Origin of the sequence: Paenibacillus sp. TAF43_2, from assembly GCF_052113545.1 — a bacterium.
Taxonomy (GTDB): domain Bacteria; phylum Bacillota; class Bacilli; order Paenibacillales; family Paenibacillaceae; genus Pristimantibacillus.
On record NZ_JBFRDK010000084.1, the window covers coordinates 1 to 26114 of the forward strand.

At 44.1% G+C, this 26114-nt stretch carries 25 protein-coding genes and 1 pseudogene; 16 read left to right on the forward strand and 10 right to left on the reverse strand.

What is annotated here, in order from left to right:
- The 8 genes from AB4Z17_RS18275 to AB4Z17_RS18310 form a co-directional block, all read left to right on the forward strand.
- Positions 1 to 473 (forward strand): redox-sensing transcriptional repressor Rex (locus AB4Z17_RS18275; RefSeq protein ID WP_441961251.1); only part of this gene is annotated, 473 nt, incomplete at its 5' end.
- Entirely contained in the window at positions 454 to 1755 is a 1302-nt protein-coding gene (locus tag AB4Z17_RS18280; RefSeq protein WP_441961253.1) for an amidohydrolase, read from the forward strand. The genes AB4Z17_RS18275 and AB4Z17_RS18280, both read left to right, overlap by 20 nt.
- A gap of 32 nt (positions 1756 to 1787) precedes the next feature.
- Positions 1788 to 2264, forward strand: coding sequence for a cell wall elongation regulator TseB-like domain-containing protein (locus AB4Z17_RS18285; protein WP_441961255.1), 477 nt, complete (start codon positions 1788 to 1790; stop codon positions 2262 to 2264).
- Positions 2261 to 2764 (forward strand): hypothetical protein, encoded by a 504-nt coding sequence (locus AB4Z17_RS18290; protein ID WP_441961257.1) that lies wholly within the window; start codon positions 2261 to 2263, stop codon positions 2762 to 2764. Before AB4Z17_RS18285 ends, AB4Z17_RS18290 begins: the two co-directional genes overlap by 4 nt.
- A 1-nt stretch (position 2765) precedes the next feature.
- Entirely contained in the window at positions 2766 to 4259 is a 1494-nt protein-coding gene (locus AB4Z17_RS18295; protein ID WP_441907434.1) for an AAA family ATPase, read from the forward strand.
- Between the two features lie 87 nt (positions 4260 to 4346).
- A complete protein-coding gene (locus AB4Z17_RS18300) occupies positions 4347 to 5282 on the forward strand; it encodes a 3-hydroxyacyl-CoA dehydrogenase family protein (protein ID WP_339202848.1) in 936 nt (311 codons plus the stop codon).
- Positions 5283 to 6503 carry an acetate kinase gene (locus tag AB4Z17_RS18305; RefSeq protein ID WP_339202846.1) on the forward strand — a complete coding sequence of 407 codons (1221 nt, stop codon included), beginning with the start codon at positions 5283 to 5285 and terminating at the stop codon, positions 6501 to 6503.
- A 21-nt stretch (positions 6504 to 6524) separates the two neighbouring features.
- Entirely contained in the window at positions 6525 to 7205 is a 681-nt protein-coding gene (locus AB4Z17_RS18310; RefSeq protein ID WP_441907436.1) for a DnaD domain protein, read from the forward strand.
- 53 nt (positions 7206 to 7258) lie between these two features.
- Here AB4Z17_RS18310 and AB4Z17_RS18315 read toward each other — a convergent pair whose 3' ends face one another.
- On the reverse strand, positions 7259 to 8290 hold the full coding sequence (locus AB4Z17_RS18315) for a MerR family transcriptional regulator (protein ID WP_441961289.1): 1032 nt from the start codon (positions 8288 to 8290) through the stop codon (positions 7259 to 7261).
- Positions 8291 to 8536: 246 nt separating this feature from the next.
- Here AB4Z17_RS18315 and AB4Z17_RS18320 point away from each other — a divergent pair, with 246 nt between their 5' ends.
- Together AB4Z17_RS18320 and AB4Z17_RS18325 are read left to right on the forward strand one after the other, a co-directional pair.
- On the forward strand, positions 8537 to 9181 hold the full coding sequence (locus AB4Z17_RS18320) for a Type 1 glutamine amidotransferase-like domain-containing protein (RefSeq protein WP_441961258.1): 645 nt from the start codon (positions 8537 to 8539) through the stop codon (positions 9179 to 9181).
- Positions 9182 to 9229: 48 nt separating this feature from the next.
- Positions 9230 to 9580, forward strand: coding sequence for a helix-turn-helix domain-containing protein (locus AB4Z17_RS18325; protein ID WP_441961260.1), 351 nt, complete (start codon positions 9230 to 9232; stop codon positions 9578 to 9580).
- A 203-nt stretch (positions 9581 to 9783) separates the two neighbouring features.
- On the opposite strand, the gene mtnB is transcribed toward AB4Z17_RS18325, so the two are convergent.
- From mtnB to AB4Z17_RS18365, 8 genes are all read right to left on the reverse strand, one after another.
- Entirely contained in the window at positions 9784 to 10437 is a 654-nt protein-coding gene (gene mtnB / locus AB4Z17_RS18330) for a methylthioribulose 1-phosphate dehydratase (protein ID WP_441907439.1), read from the reverse strand.
- Positions 10434 to 11108, reverse strand: a complete 675-nt coding sequence (locus AB4Z17_RS18335) for a 2-hydroxy-3-keto-5-methylthiopentenyl-1-phosphate phosphatase (protein ID WP_441907836.1) — start codon at positions 11106 to 11108, stop codon at positions 10434 to 10436. Before AB4Z17_RS18335 ends, mtnB begins: the two co-directional genes overlap by 4 nt.
- Positions 11109 to 11116: 8 nt before the next feature.
- Entirely contained in the window at positions 11117 to 12346 is a 1230-nt protein-coding gene (locus AB4Z17_RS18340; protein ID WP_441961262.1) for a 2,3-diketo-5-methylthiopentyl-1-phosphate enolase, read from the reverse strand.
- Complete coding sequence (gene proC, locus AB4Z17_RS18345; protein ID WP_441907441.1) at positions 12343 to 13212, reverse strand: pyrroline-5-carboxylate reductase; 870 nt, start codon at positions 13210 to 13212, stop codon at positions 12343 to 12345. The genes AB4Z17_RS18340 and proC overlap by 4 nt, the downstream gene beginning before the upstream one ends.
- A 52-nt stretch (positions 13213 to 13264) precedes the next feature.
- A complete protein-coding gene (locus AB4Z17_RS18350; RefSeq protein WP_441961264.1) occupies positions 13265 to 14515 on the reverse strand; it encodes a glutamate-5-semialdehyde dehydrogenase in 1251 nt (416 codons plus the stop codon).
- Between the two features lie 16 nt (positions 14516 to 14531).
- Positions 14532 to 15638 carry a glutamate 5-kinase gene (proB, locus tag AB4Z17_RS18355; protein WP_441907837.1) on the reverse strand — a complete coding sequence of 369 codons (1107 nt, stop codon included), beginning with the start codon at positions 15636 to 15638 and terminating at the stop codon, positions 14532 to 14534.
- 336 nt (positions 15639 to 15974) lie between these two features.
- Complete coding sequence (locus tag AB4Z17_RS18360; RefSeq protein WP_441961266.1) at positions 15975 to 17165, reverse strand: pyridoxal phosphate-dependent aminotransferase; 1191 nt, start codon at positions 17163 to 17165, stop codon at positions 15975 to 15977.
- An 86-nt stretch (positions 17166 to 17251) separates the two neighbouring features.
- A complete protein-coding gene (locus AB4Z17_RS18365) occupies positions 17252 to 17716 on the reverse strand; it encodes a hypothetical protein (RefSeq protein WP_441961268.1) in 465 nt (154 codons plus the stop codon).
- Between the two features lie 122 nt (positions 17717 to 17838).
- Here AB4Z17_RS18365 and AB4Z17_RS18370 point away from each other — a divergent pair, with 122 nt between their 5' ends.
- Positions 17839 to 18639 carry a carbon-nitrogen family hydrolase gene (locus AB4Z17_RS18370; protein ID WP_441907445.1) on the forward strand — a complete coding sequence of 267 codons (801 nt, stop codon included), beginning with the start codon at positions 17839 to 17841 and terminating at the stop codon, positions 18637 to 18639.
- Here AB4Z17_RS18370 and AB4Z17_RS18375 read toward each other — a convergent pair whose 3' ends face one another.
- Positions 18640 to 19533 carry a LysR family transcriptional regulator gene (locus AB4Z17_RS18375; RefSeq protein ID WP_441907446.1) on the reverse strand — a complete coding sequence of 298 codons (894 nt, stop codon included), beginning with the start codon at positions 19531 to 19533 and terminating at the stop codon, positions 18640 to 18642.
- Positions 19534 to 19761: 228 nt separating this feature from the next.
- Between AB4Z17_RS18375 and AB4Z17_RS18380 the strand changes: the two are divergent.
- The 5 genes and pseudogenes from AB4Z17_RS18380 to AB4Z17_RS18400 form a co-directional block, all read left to right on the forward strand.
- A pseudogene (locus AB4Z17_RS18380) lies at positions 19762 to 20700 on the forward strand (aconitase family protein); the annotation flags it as partial.
- A 32-nt stretch (positions 20701 to 20732) separates the two neighbouring features.
- On the forward strand, positions 20733 to 21332 hold the full coding sequence (gene leuD, locus AB4Z17_RS18385; RefSeq protein ID WP_441961270.1) for a 3-isopropylmalate dehydratase small subunit: 600 nt from the start codon (positions 20733 to 20735) through the stop codon (positions 21330 to 21332).
- 188 nt (positions 21333 to 21520) lie between these two features.
- A complete protein-coding gene (locus AB4Z17_RS18390; RefSeq protein WP_441961272.1) occupies positions 21521 to 22906 on the forward strand; it encodes an N-acetylmuramoyl-L-alanine amidase in 1386 nt (461 codons plus the stop codon).
- Between the two features lie 19 nt (positions 22907 to 22925).
- A complete protein-coding gene (locus AB4Z17_RS18395; RefSeq protein WP_441907447.1) occupies positions 22926 to 23471 on the forward strand; it encodes a GerMN domain-containing protein in 546 nt (181 codons plus the stop codon).
- A gap of 96 nt (positions 23472 to 23567) precedes the next feature.
- Entirely contained in the window at positions 23568 to 26051 is a 2484-nt protein-coding gene (locus AB4Z17_RS18400) for an S-layer homology domain-containing protein (protein WP_441961274.1), read from the forward strand.
- The last annotated feature ends 63 nt before the right edge of the window (positions 26052 to 26114 follow it).

A 26114-nucleotide genomic window follows, 5' to 3' on the forward strand; every position in this document is an offset into this window, starting at 1 on the left:
GCGTAGGCTACGATGTTGTATATTTAATTGAGAAGATACGTCAAATTTTGAAGGTTGATCAGACGATAAAGGTTGCGTTGGTTGGAGCGGGCAATCTAGGTCATGCCTTATGCAATTACAATAAATATTCCAAGGATAATATGCAGATTACGGCCGTGTTCGATGTACATCCGAGCAAAATCGGAACGAGCATTAATAATTTGATTGTAATGCCGATGAGTGAGCTTGCTGCAACGGTTGCAGAGCAAAATATTCGAATCGGCATCATTACCGTTCCAGCATTTGAAGCACAAAATGTAGCTAATCAATTTGTCGAAGCAGGCATAGAAGGAATATTGAATTTTGCCCCTGCTATTCTACGAGTACCGGATGAAATGCGAATACATAATGCTGATTTCACAAGGGAATTGCTTAGCTTAGCTTATTATTTAGCCAAAGAGGGAGAGACGCAGGATGAGTCAGATTTGGATTGAAAATGGTTTGTTTATAACGATGGATGACGAAAATCCATCATTTAGAGGACATATGGTTGTATCCGATGATCGGATTAGTTATATAGGTACGGCTGTTCCTGAGCAGCTTTCTGACACGATGCAAAAAATAGACGGCAGCAAGCTGGCTTTTATGCCAGGACTTATTAATACTCACGGACATGCAGCGATGAGCTTGCTTCGCGGATATTCAGATGATCAAAATTTGCAGGTTTGGCTGGAACAGAAAATGTGGCCAATGGAAGGCAAATATGTTGATCAAGATACACGTGCAGGAAGTGCTCTAGCGATCGTTGAAATGCTGAAATCAGGTACAACAGCTTTTGTTGATATGTATGATCGTATGGATCAAGTTGCTCAAATGGTTGAGCAAAGCGGTATCCGAGGTGTTTTGACCAGAGGAGTTATCGGACTATGCCCTCCCGATGTACAAGAAGCAAAGCTTGCTGAAGCAATTGCTTTTGCTCGTGATTGGAACGGGAAAGCCGATGGACGCATAACTACAATGATTTCTCCACACGCGCCTTATACATGTCCACCAGCGTATATTGAACGTTTTGTACAAGCAGCTCATGATTTTGATTTGCCTTTGCACACGCATATGTCGGAAACGATAGCTGAAGTTGAGCAAAACGTGCGTGATTATGGACTTCGTCCGGTCGAACATTTGGATCGTTTAGGCTTCTTCTCACGTCCTGCTCTTGTAGCGCATGCCGTACATCTGAATGATGCTGAGATCGAGCTGCTTGCTGCTAAAGGAGTTGCGGTTTCACATAATCCTGTAAGTAATCTTAAGCTTGCTAGCGGCATTGCACGCGTTCCTGATTTGATTCGCGCAGGTGTTACGGTATCGCTTGGAACAGATAGTGTGGCAAGCAACAACAATCTTGATTTATTTGAGGAAATTCGATTTGCAGCTTTGCTTCATAAAGGTGTTTCTGGAGATCCTACTGCTATCCCTGCTTTGGAAGCATTGAAGCTTGGTACAGTGAATGGGGCAAAATCTATTTGGCAAGAGAAGAGCCTTGGTAGTCTAAAAGCAGGCATGAAGGCAGATTTCATCGCAATTGATATTGAACAGCCGCATTTCTACCCTCAGACGGATATCGTATCACATCTGGTCTACTCAGGTTCAGGCCGCGATGTGCGGCATGTATGGATTGATGGAAGACAAGTATTGAAAAACGGCGAATGCACTTGGCTCGATGAGGAGAAAATTCGTTACGAGGCACAAGCGAGCTTTGATCGCTTGCTGCAAGCTTAATGCGAGCAACAGCAAGGAAACGAAAGCCGTTTATGACACTTAAGCGATGGTTGTTGTTAATTACAGCATTCCTCTTGCTGCTTCTAACCGTTTCTTTTATCTATTTCCGTGAAGTTCAGTCGCCTGAGTGGACAGCAATTAATGCGGCGAAGGAACAAGCGACTAAAGCAGCTGATCTTATGGAGATAGAAAAGGTACATCATCATATATGGCAAAAAAACAGTTGGGTCGTTGAAGGCATTAATCAACAAGATGAACATGTATACGTATGGCTGACTGAGGAGCAACAACCAGTTATCATGAAAGCGACGGAAGGCATTTCTGAGAAGTCACTCAAAGATAATTTCATCAGCAAGAGGCCATTGGCAGAAATAAAGAGAATTCAGCCGGGTCTGCTTGATGACAAAACGGTGTGGGAGATCTATTATAATGACGGTGAAAAGCCTGATCATTACCGATATGATTTCTACCGTTTTGATGACGGTGCATTCATTGATTCCCAATCGTGATTACTGCTGCAATTTCCGCTTCCGTTTTGTTCGGAGGCTGGGCTGTATATAATCAAGTGGCTGTAGCAGCTCCATTAGAGAAAGTTACAAAAGGAATTCAAGGTATTGTTTCTTCAGAAAAACCAGTTATGGATCGCAATAAAGTAGCTATTTCTCTTGAATTAACGCCGGATGCGAATCTCCGGGACATCTATGAAACTATTGCAGCTAACGGAAAAGATGTAGTTGGCGACCGTAAGCTTGAGCTTAATATAGAAGAAAAATCGAATAAGCAGCTTGAAGATCTGTGGTATGCTTCCATGTTTGAAGTTGCAGAGGCGATGGAGCGCAAAACCTATTCTCATATTCCAGATGCGATGAATGAAGCTGCAAAATCCATGAAAGATGTCACCGTGACGACTGAAATGGATGATACGAATGTGTATATTACGATTAAAAATAATGAAGCGGTGAAATATATCGTCCTGCCACGCACGCCAAACCAATTGGAGGCATGGTAATATGATGAAATATGGCAAAGAAATTGCGATAGGCTTACTTCCTGTACTTGTTGCTTTTTTTATATATATTGGACAAAATGTTGTTCCCATCGTATTGCTGGGCGTATTAGGCTTTGCCGTAGTTTATGCAGCACGAGGCAGAGGCAAGCTGACCGCGTTGTCTAGCCAGAAGCGGCGATCTGAAGAGAAAATGACACCACTTACCTTTGAGGAAATTGGAGGTCAGGAGCGTGCCAAGCAGGAGCTTGTAGAGGCGCTTGATTTTCTCGTTCATCAAGAACAGATTGCTAAGCTTGGCATTCGGCCATTAAAAGGCATCTTGCTGTCAGGCCCTCCAGGAACAGGAAAGACGCTGCTTGCTAAAGCAGCTGCTCAGTATACAGATTCGATTTATTTGGCTGCATCCGGCAGTGAGTTTGTTGAAATGTATGTCGGTGTAGGCGCAGGGCGTATTCGCGACCTGTTTAAAGAGGCGCGTACAAAAGCGAATAAAGCGAAAAAAAGCAGCGCTGTTATTTTTATTGATGAGATTGAAGTCATTGGCGGCAAACGAGATGGCGGTCAGCAGCGCGAATACGATCAAACCTTGAATCAGCTATTAACCGAGATGGACGGTATTTATGCAAATGAATCACCGCGCATTTTGTTAATTGCGGCTACTAACCGTAAGGAAATGCTCGATAGCGCATTGCTCCGTCCAGGCCGTTTTGACAGGCACATCGGTGTTGAACTTCCTGATAAAAAGGGCAGATTGCATATTTTGAACATCCATGCGAAAAATAAGCCTATCCGCTCAGGCGTGAACTTAGAACGCATTGCGAGTGAATCCTTTGGTTTCTCCGGTGCACAGCTAGAGAGCGTCATGAATGAAGCGGCGATTTATGCGATGCGTGAGAGCAGTGAAACCATCGCTGAACAGCATTTATCGATGGCTATTGATAAAGTTATGATGGGTGAAAAAACGGATCGTGAGGCATCAAAAGAAGAGCGTGAACGGATTGCGCTTCATGAGCTCGGACATGCAATTATGGCAGAACTAATGCGTCCAGGCAGCGTGTCACAGGTTGCTTTGTCTCCGCGCGGTCAAGCGTTAGGCTATGTTCGTCACAATCCGCAGCAGGATCAATATTTGTACACAAAACAGTTCCTTAACGGTCAAATTATGATTGCGTTAGGCGGAGCAGCTGCTGAGGAAATGTTCTATGGTGATCGGAGCACTGGATCAAGAGGTGACTTCGAACAATCGATGAATATCGTCAAAACGTTAGTGGAATCGGGATTGACTGATCTTGGCATTATTGATTCTTCGATGATGACAAAAGATGGATGGGCAAGCATCAATCGAACCATTTTGGATGAGCTGATGCTGCAAACAAAAGGTCTGCTTGAGTCGAATAGAGAAGTGTTTATCAAGTCTCTTCAGACGCTTCTGCGTGAGGAAACTTTGAGCGGAGACGAGTTTAGAAAGCTCTTTTCTTCCAATACAGCAGCATGAAGCGTTTACAATATTACAATTTGAAGGCGGAGTTGTCGTCCGCCTTCTTTTTTTGATGAAATTCGTTATAATAAGATTGAACTATCTTTGCAGAGAAAACTTCTATTATGTTTTAAGAAGAATTCTCCCCACACTAAAGGAGCTAATACATTGCATATCAAAACAGTTGGAGTTGTAGGAGTAGGCACGATGGGTCAAGGGATCGCGGAAATGCTGGCCTCCAAAGGATTGGATGTTATCATTATCGAGCGTTCGGATGATCGCCTAGATTATGGTAAACAAATGATTGAAGTAAGCTTGGATAAACAAATCGAGAAGTGGGCGCTCACGAATTCCGAGAAGAAGCTGATTATGAATAGAATAGAGGCGACAACAAGCTACGAGAAGTTAGCGGATTGTGAGCTTGTTATTGAAACGATAACTGAAGATTTGGAATTGAAAAAAGCTGTATTTGAAAAGATTGATCAAATTTGCGGTCCAAATGTTATTTTAGCGAGCAATACATCTACTCTAAGCTTAACTGAGCTAGCCAGCTTTACGAAGCAGCCGAGCCGCGTAATCGGCATGCACTTTATTTATCCAGTATTCAAAATTGATCTGGTGGAAATTGTTCGAGGCCTTAAGACATCAGAGGAAACATTTCTGCGTACGAAACATTTTGTGGAAGAGGTTATTCACAAAAAAGGAGTTATGGTATTTGAATCTCCTGGTTTTGTAACTACACGACTCATTTGCTTATTTATAAACGAAGCCTTACATGTACTCGAGGAAGGGGTCGCGTCGGCTGAGGATATTGACAGCGCAATGCGTATCGGCTATTCCTTCCAGCATGGACCTTTCGAGATGTGTGATCGTTTCGGTCTTGATTCCGTGTTGGCAGCCCTTGAGAGAATGTTCCGCGAGTATGGCGAGCTGAAATACCGTCCTTCGATCGTACTGAAAAAAATGGTGCGCGCTGGACATCTCGGAGCCAAATCAGGAATCGGCTTCTTCAAATATGATACGGATGGGGATCGGATTTAAATGAAAGTACTCGTAATTAATGCAGGAAGCTCCTCTTTAAAATATCAGCTATACAACATGCGTGACGAATCAGTTCTGGCAAGTGGACGCGTGGAACGGATCGGAATGGATTCTTCGATTGTTACTCATGAACCAGTTGACAAGCCCGAGGTTCGTAAAGTTAGTGAAATATTGGATCATGTTGCTGCTGTTAAGCAGGTTATCAATATGCTTACCAACCCGGAGTTCGGAGCGATCGCTAATCTGAACGAAATCGAAGCTGTTGGCCATCGTATCGTTCATGGCGGCGAGGCATTTAGCAGCTCAGTGCTTGTAACACAAGAGGTTAAGCTCGAGATTCGTCGATTGTTTGATTTGGCGCCGCTTCATAACCCAGCTCATATGATGGGTATTTTGGCGGTAGAAACAAATTTGCCTGATGTACCTCAAGCGGTAGTATTCGATACGGCATTCCATCAAAGCATGCCGAATACATCGTATTTATATCCAATTCCTACTGTGCTTTACCGTCGTCACAAGGTTCGCAGATATGGTTTTCATGGAACGTCTCATTCCTATGTGAGCGCACATGCAGCCGAGTATTTGCAAAAACCATTGGAGTCAATCAAAATGATTACTTGCCACATCGGAAACGGTGCAAGCTGTACAGCCATTTTGAACGGCAAGTCCTTTGATACAAGTATGGGAATGACTCCACTTGAAGGTCTTATGATGGGTACCCGGAGCGGAGATATTGATCCAGCGATCGTGCCATTTGTTATGAACAAAGAGGAATTGACTTTAAATGAAGTAAATTCTATGCTGAACAAACATAGCGGTATGCTGGCTATTTCCGGTATTAGCAGCGATATGCGCGAGGTAACAGAGGCGATGCTGGAAGGCGACAAAAACGCAAAGCTTGCTTTTGACATGTATGCTTACCGAGTTAGAAAATATATTGGCGCATATGCCGCGGCGATGAACGGTGTAGATACGATTGTGTTTACTGCTGGAGTAGGAGAAAATTCTGTCGCTCTACGCAAAGCGATATGCGAAGGCATTTCATTCTTGGGTATTGAGCTAGATGAAGAGCGCAACTCAGAGCGTCGCAAAGATATTCGTGAGATTACGACGGACAGCTCACGCATTAAAGTTTTAGTTGTTCCTACGAATGAGGAGCTTCTCATCGCAAGAGACACGTATAACTTAGTTAAGCAAAAGGATACGTCTGCACAGGCGTAGTCGTATAGGAGGCAGCTGGCAGTGAACAACGAGATATGGAAAGCTTACTCGCATGGTATGGCTGCTGCGTTGCAGGAAGGCGGCGTTTACGTATCGGCGATGCTGCTGCGAACATACCGCCAGCTGGAATTGTCGGATACAGAAGCGATGCTGCTTCTGCAAATCATGGTCTATATGGAAGCGGACATGAATGATTTCCCAACGCCAGAGCAATTGGCTGAGCGGATGGGCCTGAGTGTTAGAGAAGTTGGACAATCCCTTGGCCGGCTGATGAAAGAAGATTTTCTTACGATTGACGAGTACGTTGACAGTTCTACGGGGATGCAGTCAGAGCGTTATAACTGGACAGGCTGGCTGCTTAAGGCAGCTGCGTTAACCGCGGAGCAGAAGCGTGAATCGCGGAAGGCAGAGCGTCAGCCAGTCAAGCAGCAAGCGGCGCCATCATCAGACTTATTCAGTGTATTCGAGCAAGAGTTTGGACGCTTATTATCTCCGATAGAATGCGAGACGATTACAGGCTGGCTTGATCATGATCGATATACAGACGAAATTATTCGTTTTGCACTAAAAGAAGCCGTCTTTGCGGGCAAGCTTAGCTTGCGTTATATTGATCGGATACTTATCGAGTGGAGCCGCAATCGTGTAACGAATGCAGACGAGGCTCGCGCACATGCGCAAAAATTTCGTGGAGGAAGAGGCTAAGCCATGCGGCTTAGCTCTTTTTTTATGTAAAAGGGTCACATTATTGTACATAGCTAAGGTTTGATCGCGTAGAGTAATCCAACATATGGGGTAAGCTGGTTGATGACAGTGGAATATCCACGTTTGTTGAACCAGTTCAGATGTTCGGATACAGAGGAAAAATGCCAGTTAGGCGGTATGGAAAGCTTTGTTTCTATCTCTTCAGAATGTATTTTATCATCGGCAACCACGTCCTCATCCATTAACCCCGTAATCACAAGCCGTCCCCCATTTATTAAAACGCGGTCCATTTCTTCTAGTGCCAGAAGCTGTTGTGACCGATTCAAGTGATGCATTGCAAAGCTGCAGCCTATAAAAGAATAACTGTATGGCGCGAGAGGCAGTGCGAGCAAATTGCCTTGTTTTGCATCAATGGCAGCGAGCCTTTCTCTTATGATCGAGAGCATTTCAGTCGATTGCTCAACAACGGTAAGCTTCGTACCGGCCGCAGCTAGCATGCTGGAGAGATTGCCGCTGCCTGCACCTATTTCTAAGCCAAGCTCATCAAACCGCGGATCAAGCCATTCAACGGTTCTCAGCAGTGCCATATTGTATTGCTCCTCCGAAAGAATACCGCTAAGTGTAATGATAGGTGCTTTATTTCCGTGCTGAATCGCTATCCCATCGTAATTCCATTGATCGCTCCAAGAGGCTCGCGATAGCCGATTTTGTTTAATTTCTTCAGCGGCCAGCTCTGCTTGTGTCAGTTCAGCTGCTCCTTTTCTGTGCCATGCCGAAATCGTTTCATCAAGCGCTTGCAGCGCTTTTGTTGCTGTGATCCATTGCTCATACAGCAATGCACGAGCGCCATCCACACTTCGAATAAAAGCGTCCGGCTCATTGATCACATTAAGAGCATCTTGTATTGCAGATACGGATAAGCCCAATTCTCTTAGCGATATAATCCAGCGGAGCCGAATGAAGTCCTCAATGGAATAGTCGCGATATTTATTCTCTATTGCTTTATATGGATGAATTAGACCTTTTTCTTCATAAAAACGCAGTGTACGCGGCGTGACACCGAGTTGTTTTGCTGCTTCATGCACCTTCAATAGAGCCACCTCCTCTTACCATTATGAACGTTCACGTTACGTTAAAGTCAATATAGTTGATTCCGTTTTTTATGTTAAATGAGGAATTTAACATGATGGTTATAGACAACAAATTGTTCCGAGTTTACTCATATAAGCAGATAAATATGGTAAAACATTTAAAAAATAGTTTATAGTTAGGTTACGATAAAAGTGATTCGACTAAATCTCGCTAAAGAATTAACTACAAGGAGGATATTTATGTCAGATAAACATTTATTTTTGTTTGGCGGTGGAGCGCCATTCAATGAAAGCTTAGCAAAAAAATTTGGAGCTCTGGCATCAAAAGGGTTAAGCAAAGTTGTTATCTTATTTATTGAGCAAGAGGGTTGGCAAGAATACATGACGAAATATACCGATCAAATAGGATTTCATGATGTTGATCAGTTTGTGTATTTCGCCTTGGATGCATCACCATCAAGCGATTTATTGGAACAGCTTCAATCAGCTACAGGAGTGATTATAAGCGGCGGCGATACCGAGCGTTATCGAGATTATATCGTGGAAACAAAGCTCGGCACAACAATAAAAGCATTATACACAGAAGGCGTGCCAGTTGCAGGTTTTTCGGCTGGCGCCTTAATCAGTCCTAATGTATGTGTAATTCCGCCCATCGACAACAGTGCGAATGAGCACCTTTTCCTCAAAGGTCTAGGATTAATAAATCATTGCGTCATTAGTGCGCATTTCTCAAAATGGGATGAAGAAAAGAACTTATTGGCTGCACTTTCCAAAACCAACTTGTCAACGGGTTATGGGATAGATGATGCTTCTGGCATTTATTTTAAAAATGAACGGATATCAGAGACGGCGGGGCAAGTTTATTTTTATTATGGAAAAGAGTGAGTGTGTTTACAACGAAGGAGGAAGATTGTTATTTCAAACGGTAAATCAATGATAGCAGCAAGCTTTATTCTCGGAGTATCTTTTATACTGGGCTGTATGTTTTTGGAGAAATACGAAGTGCCTAATAAAGAGCAGTCCGACATTACGATAAGCGCTGAAAAACCTTTGCTAACGATAGAAGAAGCAGCAGATTATATGCAATTATCGGTAAACGAAATTAAGCAAATTATACATTCAGAGCAAATTCAGCTGACTACTGCAGGATCCTTTTCTGGCGTTATGTTCCCCTACATAAAAATTAGTGAAAAATTTTATATTAGCAAAAATGAGTTAATGGTTTGGATTAATGAAACGTCGAGAGAAAGACGGGAGTATGCTGCTGGAACAGTTATCCAATAACAGTTATCCAATAACAGTTAATTGGTAAGGGAAGAGCGAGGAATGCCTATCGTTCAGGAGGAGTTATCATTTTGAAATCATGTTTTTAGGGGGGAATAAGTTAGCTGGAAAACCTCCCGCTAATCAGCGCTTTGAAACATAAAAAGTGCTGATTAACGGGAGAAAGTCCTTCTAAACAATGTAACGATCAAGCTGGAAAATGCTTAAGCTTTACCACGCTGCAGCATTTCCAAACGATATACGTATTCAAAAATAAATTCAAATGCTTCAAGATGGCGTTTTGCCTCAAATGCGTTTGCTCCCCAAGCATAAATGCCATGCTTCCGCAGCACGATGCCAGGTATGTTTTTCACGATACGCTCCGTTATTTCTGGTACGATAGAAGGGATATGTGCAAAGTTGGAAACGATTGGAATATCGATGTGTGCTTCCTCGTCCCAAATGTTAAAGCCCTTGATCAGCTCAACGCCATCTACCGGCACAGACTTGCGATCCCAGAAATACTCTGAGATTACGCTGTTAAATACGGTATGCACGTGGAAAATAGCGCCAGCCCCAGTTAATTTGTAAATTTCACAATGGATCAGTGTTTCAGCGGATGGTTTTAAGCGTGTTGTTTCACATGGCTTCCCATCTTGATCAACAAACAAATAATCCTCTGGTGTATGAATCGTTTTGTCCTTACCGCTTGCCGTAATAGCGAATTGAAATTCATCGGGGTTATAATCGCCTACACGGATCGATAAATTGCCGCTGGTGCCAGGGAACCAGCCGCGTGAAGCGAACAGCTCCTTAACGTCGCGAAGTTCAGATAAAGCGCGCTGTTTGTCTTCTAAAGCAATTTGCTCAAAACTCATTTTGTTGACTTCCTTTCAGCATTCATAGTGTTGATAATATCGTGGAATGTTTCGTATTCGTGATGCGGCAGTCCGAGCTCCTTGCATTTCACCGTTAGGTGGGAGCGGGAATAGACAATATCAGCCAGCTTAGCACCTTCAAAGTCGGTTACGCTGTCGCCAATAATGATGCGCTCGAATTGCTCTTCAGGGAAACGACGCATAATGGTTGTTTTACACATGCCGCAGTTGTTGGTGCAATGAGCATCACACGGATTTGGCCACAAAATCTCAATTTGCTCTCCGCTGAAATCACTGCCATTGCAATAAATATGATCTTTTGGTATGTCGAAAGCTTCAAGAATAGGATAAACAAAAAAATCAATGCCGCCGCTAGTTACGTAAAAATCAAGCTGCTGCTCTTTGCAATAGTTTAGAAATTCAGCGAAGCCTTCGCGAATGCGTACATTGGAAATACTGAAATCGATAACTTCTTTCTGCATAGAAGCAGGAAGGAGGCGGAACATTTGTCCAACGCCATCCATAATTGAAATCTCTTGCGCAATCGTTCGCTCTGCAATGTTTTCCCAGCCTGCTGGGTTAAAATGTTTAATAATTGCGATAATGTTGTCATTAACGGTAATCGTTCCATCAAAATCACAAAACACGATGCGTTTCTTAGTTGTATTCATTTCAGTCATTATTCTTTGATCCCCCATGCTTCAATTGCTGCCAACAGCGCTTCATTGCCCGGTTGCTCAGCGGCATTGCGAAGAGGTACTCCATTTAATGTTGCTGTAATCGCTTGACGGAATGCTTGTCCGCCAGCTGCAGTTCCCATGGCATGACCATGAATACCCCCGCCAGCATTTACAACCACGTCGGTACCGAAATCTTTTAGAATGAGAGGCACCAGTCCAGGATGAATGCCAGCCGATGGTACAGGGAAGCTCGTTTTCAGCCCGTGAAGCGGCGCTAGCAAAGCTTCCTTAACCGCTAAATTCTCTTCCTTTGGCATAACAACCGAGCCGTAAGGTGAAGGGAAGAGCACAAGATCGGCACCTGCAAGACGCATTAACTTCCCAAGAAGAAGAGAAGCGCTAATGCCATAATGAGGCGATGGGTACATCGCTCCAGCCATTGCAGGGTGAGCTGCTATAGGGATATTAATGGATTTGTCACTGCTAAGCTCATGAAGCACATCATAGCCGTAAGCTAGAACGTTAAATAAAAGCGCGTTGGCGCCGGCGTCAATCGCTTTTCGAGCATTCGCAGCAAGAGCTGAGGTAGGCCCTGTCAAGTTAACGGCGTAAAGCAGCTTTTGGCCGGTCTCTGCTTCAGCGCGACGCGCTGCATCCATACAAGCTTCGACACGTTTCTCAAGAGGGGTAAGCGGGTTTTCAAATAGGATTTCATCATCCTTGATTAAGTCCACACCGCCAAGCGCTTGCTTATAGAACTGATCTTGAAGATTGGCTAGATCGTATCCGACAACGGATTTGAAAATACTCATTAGCAGCGGGCGATCATGTACGCCAAGCAAATCGCGAACACCGTTTAGTCCAAACTTAGGTCCTGGGAAAGCAGATGCAAAATCTTCAGAAACGTCGAGATCCATAAGCTTGATTTTGCCGTCCATGGACAGCTTGCCGAATACAGTTACTAGCAAAGCAGGGAGGTCTCGGCTAAAGTTGATGTCTGGGTAAGCAATTCGAATGTCGGCATAGCGCTCACCGGGAACTGCATTTTCTGGCTCATGGACAGTAACGGACAATACTTTTCCAAGATGCTTTTCCATATTCGCCTTTTGCGCTTCAGGAAGCTCAGTCCAGCTGCCGACGGTTAAGCCAACAGCGATCGAAAGCGCCTTTTTATTGAAATCCGCTCGATCATCATAAGAACGATACGTTGCGATACAAACTCCAGTCATTCGTTAATGCTCCTCTCGATAGCTTCTCCAAGCTCGCCTGCACGTTCTGCTGAGCGGTGGATAGCTTTCTTGATTGTTTCTGAAAAATGATTTTCGGCCATCAGCTCAAGAGCTGCCTGCGTTGTCCCATTTGGTGATGTGACCTTGCGCCGCAGCTCTGCTGGCTCTTCGCCGGTATGACGAACCATTTCCGCTGCGCCAAGAACCGTCTGAACGACAAGCTCCTTTGCTGATGTCTCGGAAAAGCCTAGTTTGATTGCAGTATCGATCATCGACTCCATAAAGTAATAGACATAAGCTGGGCCGCTGCCAGATACGCCTGTGACGGCCTGCTGAAGTGATTCGTCTACAATTGCATTTATTCCAACAGAGCTGAAAATCGCTTCTGTAAGAGCTTTTTGCGAAGTGGTCACAATATCTGAATAACTAATTCCAGTTGCTCCAAGCCCAATTGTGCTAGATGTGTTCGGCATCGCGCGTACGACAGACGCTTGCCCACCAAGCAGCTGCTCGATTGCTTTGATCGATAACCCGGCAATGACCGATATAATAAGCTGTTTAGAAGAAATGAACGGCTTAATGGATGCGATCGCTTCAGCAGCATCCTTAGGTTTCATGGCTAGAAAAATAATGTCTGCCTCTTTTAAATAAGCTTCATTAGAGGAGCCTTGCACGATGGTTTGTATACCGTATAGCTCATTTAGCTCAGAGAGCCGATCTTTATTTTGTCGATTGAGCATTGAAATTTGATTAGGTGCAATGAGGTTTTTATTAATTAGACCTCGTGCAATGGCTTCCGCCATCGAACCGGCACCATAGAAGCAAATTTGCTGACTGGCAATTGCAGTTTGTGTAAGCTGTGTCATGAAGTATTCCTCCGTTGTTCCATTGATATTGGACTGAATTCGTCCTGCTAGCCTAGCCCCGTATTTGTCCAGTTCCATAAACTAGATATTTAGTAGAAGTCAATGCAGGCAAACCCATTGGACCGCGTGCGTGAAGCTTTTGTGTACTAATGCCGATTTCAGCTCCGAACCCGAATTCAAATCCGTCGGTAAAGCGAGTAGAGGCGTTATGATAAACGGCAGCCGCATCAACATCTTGAATAAATCGCTCAGCGTTTTCGGAGTTTTCGGTCACAATACATTCGGAATGTTTTGTACTGAAACGGCGAATATGTGCAAGCGCGGCGTCAAGATCTGAAACGACGCGGATATTCATAATGTAATCATTGTATTCTGTACTATAGTCCTCATCCGTTGCTGGATTGATGCCTGTGAGAAGGGAAGCCGTTCTTTCGCAGCCGCGGAGCTCAACACCTGCTTGAACAAAACGATCAGCAAGCGCGGATAAATGCTGATCTGCAAAAGCTTCGTGAACGAGCAATGTTTCCATGGAATTGCAAACCGATGGCCGTTGTACTTTGGCGTTAAAGGCAATCTCGACTGCCATCGTATAGTCAGCGCTAGCATCTATGAAGGTATGGCAAATACCAGCTCCTGTTTCGATGACCGGTACAGTGGCATTATCAACGACATTTCGAATAAGCGATGCGCCTCCACGAGGAATGACAACATCAAGCAAGCCATTAAGCTTCAGCATTTCGTTAACCGAGGCACGATCTGAATCCTCTATTAACTGAATGGCATCAGCTGGCATTGCCGTATTTGAAAGAGCATTTTTTAATACCTCTACGATTTTACGATTTGACTCGATAGCAGCTGATCCGCCGCGAAGCACGACGCAGTTGCCCGTTTTTAAACATAAGCCAGCCGCATCGACTGTAACATTCGGACGAGCTTCATAGATCATGCCAATGACGCCGATTGGAACTCTGATCTTATTTACTTTTAGTCCGTTTGGACGATCGAAATGCTCAAGCAGCTCACCAATAGGGTCCGGAAGCTCAACAATTTGTCTAAGTCCCTCAGCAATGGATGCTACACGATCTTTATTTAAAGCAAGTCGATCGAGCATGGAAGGGCTTGTGCCTTGCTCGCGGCCTCGTTGCAGGTCAAGCTCATTTGCAGTAATAATTGCGTTAGTCTCGGCGATTAATGCATCAGCCATACGAGTAAGAGCTGTATTTTTTTGTTCTGTAGACAAACGATTCATAATGGCAGTTGCATCTTGAGCTAAAGTTGCTTTTGTTCTCACTTCACTGATCATAGCGGAATCCCCCTTATTATTTTAATGTAATCCATTCGTCTCGATGAATAAATTCGATACGGGATACATCGACTCTACGTTTAACTTCTTCAGTAGTAAGGCCGGCCACAGCTTGAATTTGCTCTGCTGCATAATTGACAACGCCTCTGCCAATGGTTTGGCCTTGTGGATTAATGACTTCGACGACATCTCCGGAATGGAAATCGCCTTGAATTTCTTTTACGCCGGCAGGGAGGAGGCTTTTGCCGCCTTCAAGCAAGGCTTGAACAGCGCCTTCATCTACAAAAACCTTGCCTAGCGGCATAGAGTGAAAGCCAAGCCATTGCTTCTTCATCGGAAGGCTGTTCAGCTTCGTATCGAAATATGTACCGCGGCCATTGCCTTCCACAGCTAGCTTCAGATCGCCTTCTTGCTGCACCTTACCGATAAAAGCATGTACGCCGCCACGCATGGCGATGCGTGCTGCTTCGATTTTGGAACGCATGCCGCCTGTTCCGACGGAAGAGCCAGCTCCGCCTGCGAGCTTCATAATATCTTCGGATATTTGATCGACGCGCTCGATCTTGACCGCTTGCGGATTTTTACGAGGGTCCTCTGTGTATAAGCCATCCATATCGGTAATGATGATCAGCTGTGAAGCTTTCGTCATCGCTGCGACAAGCGCTGATAAGCTGTCGTTATCTCCGAATTTAGGAACAAGCTCGTCGGTTGCCACCGTATCGTTTTCGTTAATAATCGGTATGATGCCAAGCCGCAGAAGCTCTTCGATTGTCATAAGTGCATTTTGAATGCGGCGGCGATTGGAGAAATCCGCACGCGTAAGCAAAATTTGTGCAGCTACTATGCCATAACCGTTGAAGGCTTCTTGATAGGCTTGCATAAGCAGCGCTTGCCCTACAGCAGCGGCTGCTTGTTTTTCATGAACGATTTTTGGCTTTGCGGCATAACCGATTTGACGAAAGCCAGCTGCAACAGCACCTGAAGTTACGAGCATCACGCCATTTCCTTTTTTATGCAAGGAAGCGAGCTCTGATGCGAAATATTGAATACGCTCGCGGTTTAGACCGCCTTCTTCCGAGGTAAGCGAGCTGCTGCCAATCTTTACGACAATACGTTCCGTCATCATTAATCCCATCCTATGCTTGTTTGGTGACAACAAAAAAGACTTTCGTCCATAAAGGACGAAAGTCTTTGCTTCCGCGGTACCACCTTTGTTGATAATCCTTAGATAGAATTATCCAGCTTAAGCCTATAACAGAAGGCGCTGTCCGGTTCATAGCCGGCCGCTCGGAGGTAGGTTCAGCAAGCGGCCTTCGGTAAATTCTTGCAGCCCATGGAATTTACTCTCTGATCGCGACCCATCTTGCTTAATTGTCCCGTCATCACGTTTCATGTTCAATTCCTACAAGCATATCACGATCCCATGCTGCTGTAAAGCAAGGCATATGGCGGATATATTCTAAAATAAATTTAGTTTTCCAATCCGTTCAACCGCTTCTTGCAGGCGTTCTTCACTTGTAAGAAGACCAAGCCGAACAAAGCCTTCACCATGGGTACCAAACCCTACGCCGGGAGCGACAACAACATCAGCCTCAAAAAGCAGAAGGTCCGCAAACGATTCTGATGTATAGCCTTCTGGTACAGGCAGCCAGCAGAAAAAAGATCCTCCTGGTCGAGCGGCTTTCCAACCAATTCGGTCAAGGGCAGTAAACAGGGCATTGCGGCGGCTTTCGTACATTGCTGTAAGTTCAGCGACACATTGCTGCGGCCCTGTCAGTGCAAGTGCTGCTGCTTCCTGAATGCCGCCGAATAGGCTGCAATAATAATGATCTTGGATTAAATTGATCAGCTTGACAATTTGAGCATTTCCGATCGCAAAGCCAACACGCCAGCCAGCCATGTTATAGGTTTTGGACAGCGTATAAAACTCAACGCCTACTTCTTTGGCGCCTGGCGTCTGCAAGAAGCTGATCGGTTGATTATCATCAAAGCCAATTGCTCCATAGGCGAAATCACTTGCAACAACGATGCCATGCTTTTTTGCGTATTCCACTGTTTGTGCATAAAATTCGGCATTAGCAACAGCACCTGTTGGATTGTTCGGATAATTCATAAACATTAGCTTTGCGCGCTCGGCTATTTCAGGACTAATGGCGTTATAGTCTGGCAAATAGCTGTTTTGTTCTGTTAACGGCATAAATGACATCTCGGCACCTGCAAGCGCCACTCCAGACCAATAGTCAGGATAACCCGGGTCCGGCACGAGACAGACATCGCCGGGATTAAGCAGGCATTGGCTAATTTCGACAAGGCCAGTTTTTCCTCCGAAGAGGATAGCGACTTCAGTAGTGGGATCTATATCTACGTTATAATCCTCTTTGTATCGCTTCACCACGGCTTCCTTTAGAAAAGGGTAGCCGCTAAAGGGTGGATATTTGTGGTACAACGGATTAGCTGCAGCTTCCTGTAGCTTCGCAACAATATGGGGAGGAGTCGGTTGATCCGGATTGCCTTGTCCCAAATTGATGACATCGCGTCCTTTGGCCGTTTGAGCATTTGCTTTGGCGACCAGCTTGGCAAAAAATTGCGTCGGAAGTACATTCATCCGTTCCGCAGGTTGAATAAGGTGTTGACCGATTTGTGTTTCCATACCTCACACTCCACATGACAAAATCGCTATCTATTTAGGCAATAGCTTTAATGTAGCATGAATAGCGGGAGATGAGAAGCGGCTGGTTATGCAGCCGGAATGCCTACTCTGTCAATAAAGGGTTTTATATCGGCTTTGAACAGGAATAAAAAAGGTCTGCGCTTCTCATCAAACACGAGCAAGAGAGGAGGCTTTTCCTTACAATAAAATAGAAAAAGATCATCGGATGAAACGGAAACGTCATTTGCTTTGATGGTAACGGCCTTCTCAAGAGGAACACGATACACATAGCTGCAGCTTGAATCATTTGTCATTTGTGGAGCAAGACCAGTGATGGAACCAACCCATGAAGAAGCCATCTCTTGATATTTGGCGTCATTGGGGATTGTCTTTGTTACTTTGCCGGCGGCTACATCGAATACTTGAACTGGCTTAAGCCCTGTTTCTGGGTTGGGAGCGCCGCTAAATGCTTGATGAGCAGAAGCGAAGTTGGCAAACAGGAAAATCGAGCAGCAAGCAAGAAGCATTGCAGCTATTCGTTTTGGAAGCATAACAGACATTCTCCTTTATGTTCGTAAAGTTGTAAATCCCTCGTTGTTACGTTTCCCATCTTGACACAGAACCATGACAGGGTATCATTAGGTGAAAAAAGGATCAACAGGAGGAACGGCATATGAGTAAACCACTGCGGCTTGCATTGCTGCAAATGCATATAGAAGCAGGTAATCCAGAAGCTAACTTCACGAAGCTGGGGAGCATGCTTGAAGAAGCGGTGAGCCAAACGAATAAACCGGATGTCATTATGTTTCCGGAAATGTGGAACACAGGTTACGCTTTAACTGAAATAAAAACGATTGCAGATCGTGAAGGTGAACGCACTCGTGCTTTTTTATCTGATTTCAGCAAGAAGCACAGCGTTCATATTATTGGAGGTTCAATCGCGGAACTTAAGGAAGACAAAGTGCTGAATACAATGTATGCATTTGATCGTTCAGGCCATATTGTATCCGATTATTCAAAAATTCATTTATTCCGTCTTATGGATGAAGAAAAATATTTGGCGGCGGGAGATAAGCTTGGCAAGCTTGAGATAGAAGGGACAAAAGCAGGTATGATGATTTGTTATGACATCCGCTTCCCTGAGCTAGCTCGCAAGCTTGCGCTGGATGGAGCCAAATTGCTATTTGTTCCAGCAGAATGGCCGCATCCAAGACTTCATCATTGGCGTACTTTGCTTACGGCACGTGCAATTGAAAACCAAATGTTCGTGATCGCGTGCAACCGGATGGGCTCGAGCGGTGACACTAATTTCTTTGGTCACTCACTCGTGCTTGATCCTTGGGGAGAGACGATAGCGGAAGCGGGCGAAGAGGAAACGATTATATACGCAGACATAGATTTGGATTTAGTTGATGCTGTACGCACAAAAATTCCTGTTTTTGAAGATCGCAGACCTTCTATTTATGAAGCTTAATTACCGATAACTGCTTATAGTCATATTGAGTGTACGGATAAATGCTTCAGCAGCTTTGGATAAATATCTACCTTTGCGGCTCGCTACGACTAACGTTCTTGTAGGCTTGGACGACAAGGGAAGGTAAACAGGCATAAAATCAGAGCCTTTGACTCGCGTAAGCATTTGCGGGACAAAGGCTATTCCCATTCCGCCTGCCACTAAGGATTGAATGGTTTCCATATTGCTGCTCTCGAATACGATTTGCGGAGTGAAACCTGATTGCTCACACAGTTCGACTGTAATTTGCCGAAAGCCTTGTCCGCGCTTAAGTCCAATAAATGGCTCATTATCAAGTTCAGAAATCGAGATTGAGCCTTCTCTTAATGCAAGAGGGTGCTGTGGAGGGACGGCTAAGCAGATTTCTTCCTCCAAGAATGGTTCCCATGCGAGAGAGTTGTCAATGAGCGGCAGCGAGAGCAGACTTAAATCGGTACCGCCGCTCGCAGTAAGCTGCTCAAGCTTTGCAGTAGTTTCTTCGACAAGAACGACTTCAATCTGCGGATATTGTTCACCGAATACTGGCAAAACAAGCGGCAGTATATGTGAGCCTGTTAGCGGCAATGTACCGACAACAAGTCGTCCGCGCCGCATTTGCGCCATATCGTCCATTTCCTGCTTTAACTGCTCAACAGCGTCAAGAATCGCTTGCGATTTATGAACGAATACTTGTCCAGCTTGCGTTAGTTCTACAGAATTTGTTGTTCGCCGGAATAGAAGTACGCCGATTTCTTGCTCAAGCTTGGAGAGCTGCTGACTTAGCGAAGGCTGAGCGATGTGAAGCTTTTCCGCTGCTCTTGAAAAGTTTTTCTCTGAGGCGATTTGAATAACATAATTTAATTGTCTCAATTCCATATAAATTTTCCTTTCAACTGTTTATTATGTAAGGGATCTACTATTATAGTTATTACCTATAGACGTTATAGATATTATATCTTGGATCAATGAAGAAAGAAATGTTATAGTAGTTTCAGTTAAGAAAAGCAGAAGATTCAATGAAACGGTGGGGTGAACATAATGACGAAAAAGACAATGTTTGAAAAGATCTGGGATAATCACGTCATTAATCAAGAAGAAGGCAAGCTGCAGCAATCGAAAGCAAAAACGCTTGAGGTTCGCTTTAACGGCACTCGCAAGCCAGGCGTAACAGCAAAGGATTTGATTCTTGGCGTTATTGCTCAATACGGCACAGATTTCGCAACAGGTTATGTTATTGAGTTTACTGGCGAAGCCATCACAAGCTTGACTATGGAAGAGCGGATGACAGTTTGTAATATGTCAATCGAAGCAGGCGCACGCGCTGGCCTCATCGCGCCAGATGAAACAACATTCAACTATCTTCGCGGCCGTCAATATGCGCCAGCCAACTACGAAGAAGCAGTTGAAGCTTGGAAACAGCTTACTACGGATGAAGGTGCAGAGTATGACACAGTCGTTCACTTCGACGTTGACGCTCTAATCCCGCAAGTGACTTGGGGAACTAGCCCAGGCATGGGTACTAACATCACAGCTAAAGTTCCTTTCCCTGCTGATCTTCCAACGGAGAACGAGCGTAAAGCTGCTGAAGCAGCACTTGAATATATGGATCTTAAGCCTGGAACACCAATGAACGAAATCCCAATTGATTATGTATTCATCGGTTCATGTACAAATGGCCGTATCGAAGATTTGCGTGCAGCAGCTGAAATCGCTAGAGGCTACAAAGTTAGCGATCGTGTAACGGCTATCGTCGTACCAGGTTCAGGCCGCGTAAAAATTCAAGCCGAAAAAGAAGGCTTGGACAAAATCTTCACTGAAGCGGGCTTTGAATGGCGTGATGCTGGCTGCTCGATGTGTCTTGCAATGAACCCTGACGTATTGAAACCGGGCGAGCGATGTGCATCAACGTCTAACCGTAACTTCGAGGGACGTCAAGGCCGCGGCGGACGCACGCATCTTGTATCGCCTGCGATGGCAGTTGCAGCAGCAGTAAAAGGTCATTTCACAGATGTACGCGATTGGGAAATTAAATCCGTAGTGTAGAACGAATTGAACGCGAGAGGGGTATATAAGATATGGAACCGTTTAAACAACTTACAGGCATCGTAGCCCCGGTCGACCGGGTCAATGTCGACACTGATGCAATTATACCGAAACAATTTTTGAAGCGTATTGAGCGCAGCGGCTTTGGCCAATTTCTATTCTTCGAATGGCGTTTTCACGAAAATGGTGAAGTGAACGTTGATTTCGAACCAAACAAGCCGCGTTACGAGGGCGCATCTGTACTCGTTTCCCGTGCTAACTTTGGCTGCGGCTCATCACGTGAGCATGCTCCTTGGGCTATTCTTGATTATGGATACAAAGTTATTATCGCTCCGTCTTATGCGGATATTTTCTATAACAACTGTTTCAAAAACGGTATTTTGCCTATCAAGCTTAGCGAAGAGCAAGTGGAAGAGCTATTTAAGCGTACAGCGAAGCATGACGGCTACAAGCTTACTGTTGATTTGGAAAACAAACAGCTTTCGGATGAGTATGGTCTAACGATCGCATTTGATCTTGATGAGCACCGTCGTCAATTTTTGCTGCAAGGCCTTGACGATATCGGTTTGACTCTTCAACATGAAGACAAAATTACAGCTTATGAGCAAAAACATATTGCTCGTCTTGTGTAATTAAAACGAAATGAAGAGGACGAATCAGCCACTCCGGATGATTCGTCCTCTTTTTTCCTTTAAACGCAACTTTTTCTGACAAGCTGCGTCTATATTTGCGTCTGTTAAAGTCGAATGCACTCATTCGATGCGGGCAATTTCAGTCATCGAGGTGGGAAATGAAAAGATTTGTATCCGTATTAATGTTTATGTCGATTTTTTTCACGATGTTCTCCGCAGTAGGACAAGCTGCAGAGGTCGTACCCAAGCTTTTCTTGAATGGTCAGCAATTGAAATCTGATGTTAATCCGCAAATCATTAATAATGCAACCGTTGTACCTGTGCGGACGGTATCAGAAGGATTAGGCTACCTGATTGATTGGGATAACACGACCAAAACAGCGACAGTAACACATGCCAATAATGTCATAAAGCTAAAGCTGAATGACAATATGGCAGTAGTCAATGACAAAAAGGTTAAAATGGACACGTCAGTTTCTATCATTAAAGGCTACACTTTAGTTCCACTTCGCTTTATTGGTGAACAGTTTGGATTGGATTTTGAATGGAAAGCTGTTGAGAAAGAAGTACATATGTACGAGCAGAACAAAGAACCAACAGATCCGACAGAACCTATTGATCCAGACCCGAATCTTCCTGTGGAAACAACAGGCCAGATAACAGACATTTATTACTCTGGCGGAAGCAGCATGACCCTTAATTATGAAGGAACAGTTAAGGCCAACAAGCCAATGCTGCTCGAGAACCCAAAGCGCATTGTGTTCGATTTTCCGAATGCTAACTATTCATCAAACTTATCTTCACAGTTTTTGAATGGACAAGTTGAGGTTAATGTAACAGACAGCACTTATTTGCAAGGTTATCGTTATTCCTTATTTTCGAACACGCCAGCTACCGCTCGCTTAGTCATTCTTATTGGCGATAATACCGGCTATGTGATGACTGAGGAAGCAGGAAAAATTCAGTTTAGCTTAATGTCTGCTGCAGAAGTTCCTGGTACTCCGCCAATTACAGATCCAGTAACTCCTCCATCATCCAAAGTCTACAACGTTGTTCTTGATGCGGGACATGGCGGCTCAGATCCGGGTGCAGCGAGTGTATTGAAGAAACCGGAGAAAGAATTTACGCTTAGTATCGCACTTAAGATGAAGGCGTTGCTTGACAAAGAAAGCAAAATTAAAGTTCATTTAACTAGAACGGGGGATACATACCCGACTCTAGATGATCGCGTCAAGTTTGCAGAAAGCATAAAAGCCGATTTATTTATGTCTATTCATGCCAATAGTGGTGTAAGCTCCGCAACAGGAACTGAAACCTACTATTATCGCGATAACAGCAAAGCGTTTGCTAGTGTTATTCACAAACATCTAATTGCGGCAACCGGTCTTAAAGACCGCGGTGTCAAGAAAGAAGCTTATAAAGTGATCAAGCAAACGACGATGCCAGCCGTACTAATCGAAGCAGGTTTCCTATCCAACGCAAACGATGCAAAAATGTTATTTGATGATGCGGCACAAAACAAAATAGCTGCTGAACTGGTTGCAGGCATCAAAGAGTATCTAAATGTAAAATAGAAAGCAGGTGTTCAGTGTTATGAAAACTTTCAAAGCACGCGGGCTGCTTGCTGTCATTATATTATCCGCTGCGCTTGCAGGATGCGGAGTTCAGGATAAGCAGGGAAATCAACCAGGCAGTACGGTATCGCCTACAATTTCACCTTCGCCTTCTCCTGAGCCAACTCCCGTATTAAACGAACTAGATGCTATTATTTATTTAACCGATGCTGAGCTAACTGAAACAGTAGAGCATCCAGTCAAGCTAACCTATGAAACGGATCTTGATCTGGTCAAAGCAGCAATTGCTGAACTGCAAAAAGATGCTGACGAGAATAAATTATCTTTATGGAAACGAATTGAGGTTAAATCCGTACAACTATCAGACGGGCTTGTTACACTGGATATTCATTTGCCTGATGAAGCGCGGCTTGGCGCGCCAGGCGAGACGTTTGTCATTCAGACGCTTCAAAAAACATTGTTTCAATTCGATGCTGTAAAATCAATCGATCTGCTTGTCGATGGACAAAAGGTTGAAACGCTCATGGGTCATGTCGAGCTCGAATATCCAATGAACAAGCAATAAGCAAAAATTATGAATGGCTTCGTTCCATCCTAGCAATAGGTTGGCGAAGCCGTTCTGCATGAGTTATTACATACTAATCAGGGGGAATATCTACTTATGACAATGCAATTTGCGAGCAAAAAGATTTTGATTGGAGCTCTAGCGTTTTCTCTAGTTGCAGGAAGCGGGGTAATCATACCTGCTTCATATGCCTCAGCAGCCTCCGGATATACAACACCATTTACCGATGTAAGCAGTGGTCATTGGGCAGAGAAGCATATAGCTAAGCTTGCATTGCAAGGAATTATTGAAGGAAATAAGACATCAAGCGGAGCTGCTATATTCCGTCCGAAAGAAAATGTGAGTCAGCAAGAGGCTGTGCTTATGGCTCTTCGATTCGCAGGATTGGATAAAAAGGCAGATAAAGATGCAATTATCGGTTTTCCTAATTCTTTTTCCGTAAGTACTTATTTTAAACCTTATGTAACGTTGGCTTTCCAAGAAGGCTTGCTTGATCAGGTGGAAGAGTTCGGACTCGCAGCTAAAGATCCTAAAATCGCTTGGGGGACTAAGCCTGCTACCCGTGAATGGGTAACGAAGCTTATGGTTCGTGCAATCCAGCAAGAGGAAGAAGCGGTACGTTTGCAAAATACAGCCTCGACTTTCGCGGATGCAGCGCAAATCACTTCTATTTATAAGGGTTATGTGAATGCCGCTTCCAAGCTTGAGCTCGTAAAGGGTGTAACGGCAGACAAATTTGTTCCTAAAGCGAATGTGGATCGTGCGAGTCTGGCTACGATGTTCAGCCGTGCTGAGAAGCTGTTCCCGGTTGCATATGAAGGTCAAGTAAACGGCATTGCAACTAAAATAACAGATACTCAAATTACTGTTTACAGCGACAAGAAGGAAATCAACTATACCATTAATTCAGATACTTTATTTTATCACTACAATACAGAAACACCGATTACGAGACAGCAGCTTCTTGAATACGGAGATGTAACGGTCATTGCGAAGGATGGCAAGGCGCTTTACGTTGAAGTGAAAGGCGATAAGACTTACACAAAAACGACGTCTGGAACGTTGGATCGCGTTATCGCAGATGAGAAGAAATTATATGTATGGATTAATAATAAGCCTGTTGAATTTTTCTATAATGATTCAGTAGCAGTAGTTGATACGGACGGCAAACCGCTAGCATTAACCTCAATTAAGAGAGACAGCCAAATAAGCATCGTACAAGACAGCTTCCGTGATGCTCCGGCAACACTAAAAATTATTGCATCGACGCAGGCGTCGGCAACGAGTGTTAAAGGTACATTCTACGGCTCGACAGGCGATTTGATCACTGTTATGGAGGGTACAACACTTGTATCTAAATTGATGGCAGATACGGTTTCCGTTGAAATTGAAGGCATTAATGGAGCAACAATCGGCGATTTAATTAAAGAAGCAGATCAAGTAGAGCTTACGCTTAATGATGCAGATAAAGTAACAAAGGTGAAAGTAGTTAACCGCAATGTGAAAGTCGTTGCTGGTGCGCAGGTTGCCGCTTTTGTTTACGATAAAAAGTTGTTGACCATTCTTGATGCAAATGGCAATAACGCCCAAGCACTTTATTTTACGGATAAAACTCGAATTGAATACAGCGGCAACGTTATTTCATTAGCTTCTGCTAACAGCTTACTAACGGTGAACAGAAAAATTGTTATCAGCTATACAGGAAATTCGATCGTATCCCTGCAATTTTTAACTAAATATTCAGGTACTTTATTATCAATGAATTCGCAAAGCAACTTGATGAACATTAAATTGGAGAACGGCGCTACATTGTCGCTTCCATATAATACTGCATACGTTGAGCATGCTGCCATAGCAAATGCAGCTTACAGCGATCTGAAGGCAGGCGATCAACTTACGCTTGATTTGAGCAGCAACCAAGATCGTGTTGCAACAATTAGAGTCCACACAAATGCTCAATATGATGTAATGTCAGTAGACGTAATCAACAAAAAAATTCGTGTTAAAAATGCAATGACATCCGCTTTTGATCTAAATGTGCTAGGTACAGAATTGGTTAATGAAGCAGGAGCGAAGCTTGCGATTGAACAGATTACTCCGGGCTCTATTATTACTGTTAACTACTTAGGAAAAGAAGCCGTTCGTGCACGCACTATTTCTGTTACTTATGGCAAAGTACAATCCATATCAGCAAACAGTGTCACTATTGTAGACCTTGTAGGTCAAACTGTTGCTTATAATGGCGATGCTGGGTTCGTAATCATAAAAGGAGCCACGCAAGGAACAGCAACGAGCCTGCTTACTGTGGGGGACTATGTTGAGGTTCAGAAGCTTGAAGGCAACAAAACACAACTGACAGTAGCTGTTGGCGAGAGCCGCGTATTTACGAACTTCAATGCGACTGCATCACAAGTGTGGACGGAAAAAACAACAGATGCGGACAACCGGAATTATTTTAATGTAAACAGCCAGACCAAATACATTTTAAATGGAAATTCGGTTTCAGTTACAGCCTTCAAGTCAGGCGACACGATTACAATCTATGGCTTTAGAAACTATGCAATTGCAATCGTCAAGTAGCTTTTTAACGAAATTTTCATCAATTATAGGCTGAGATATTCATTTTTTGTGAAAAAACTGCCC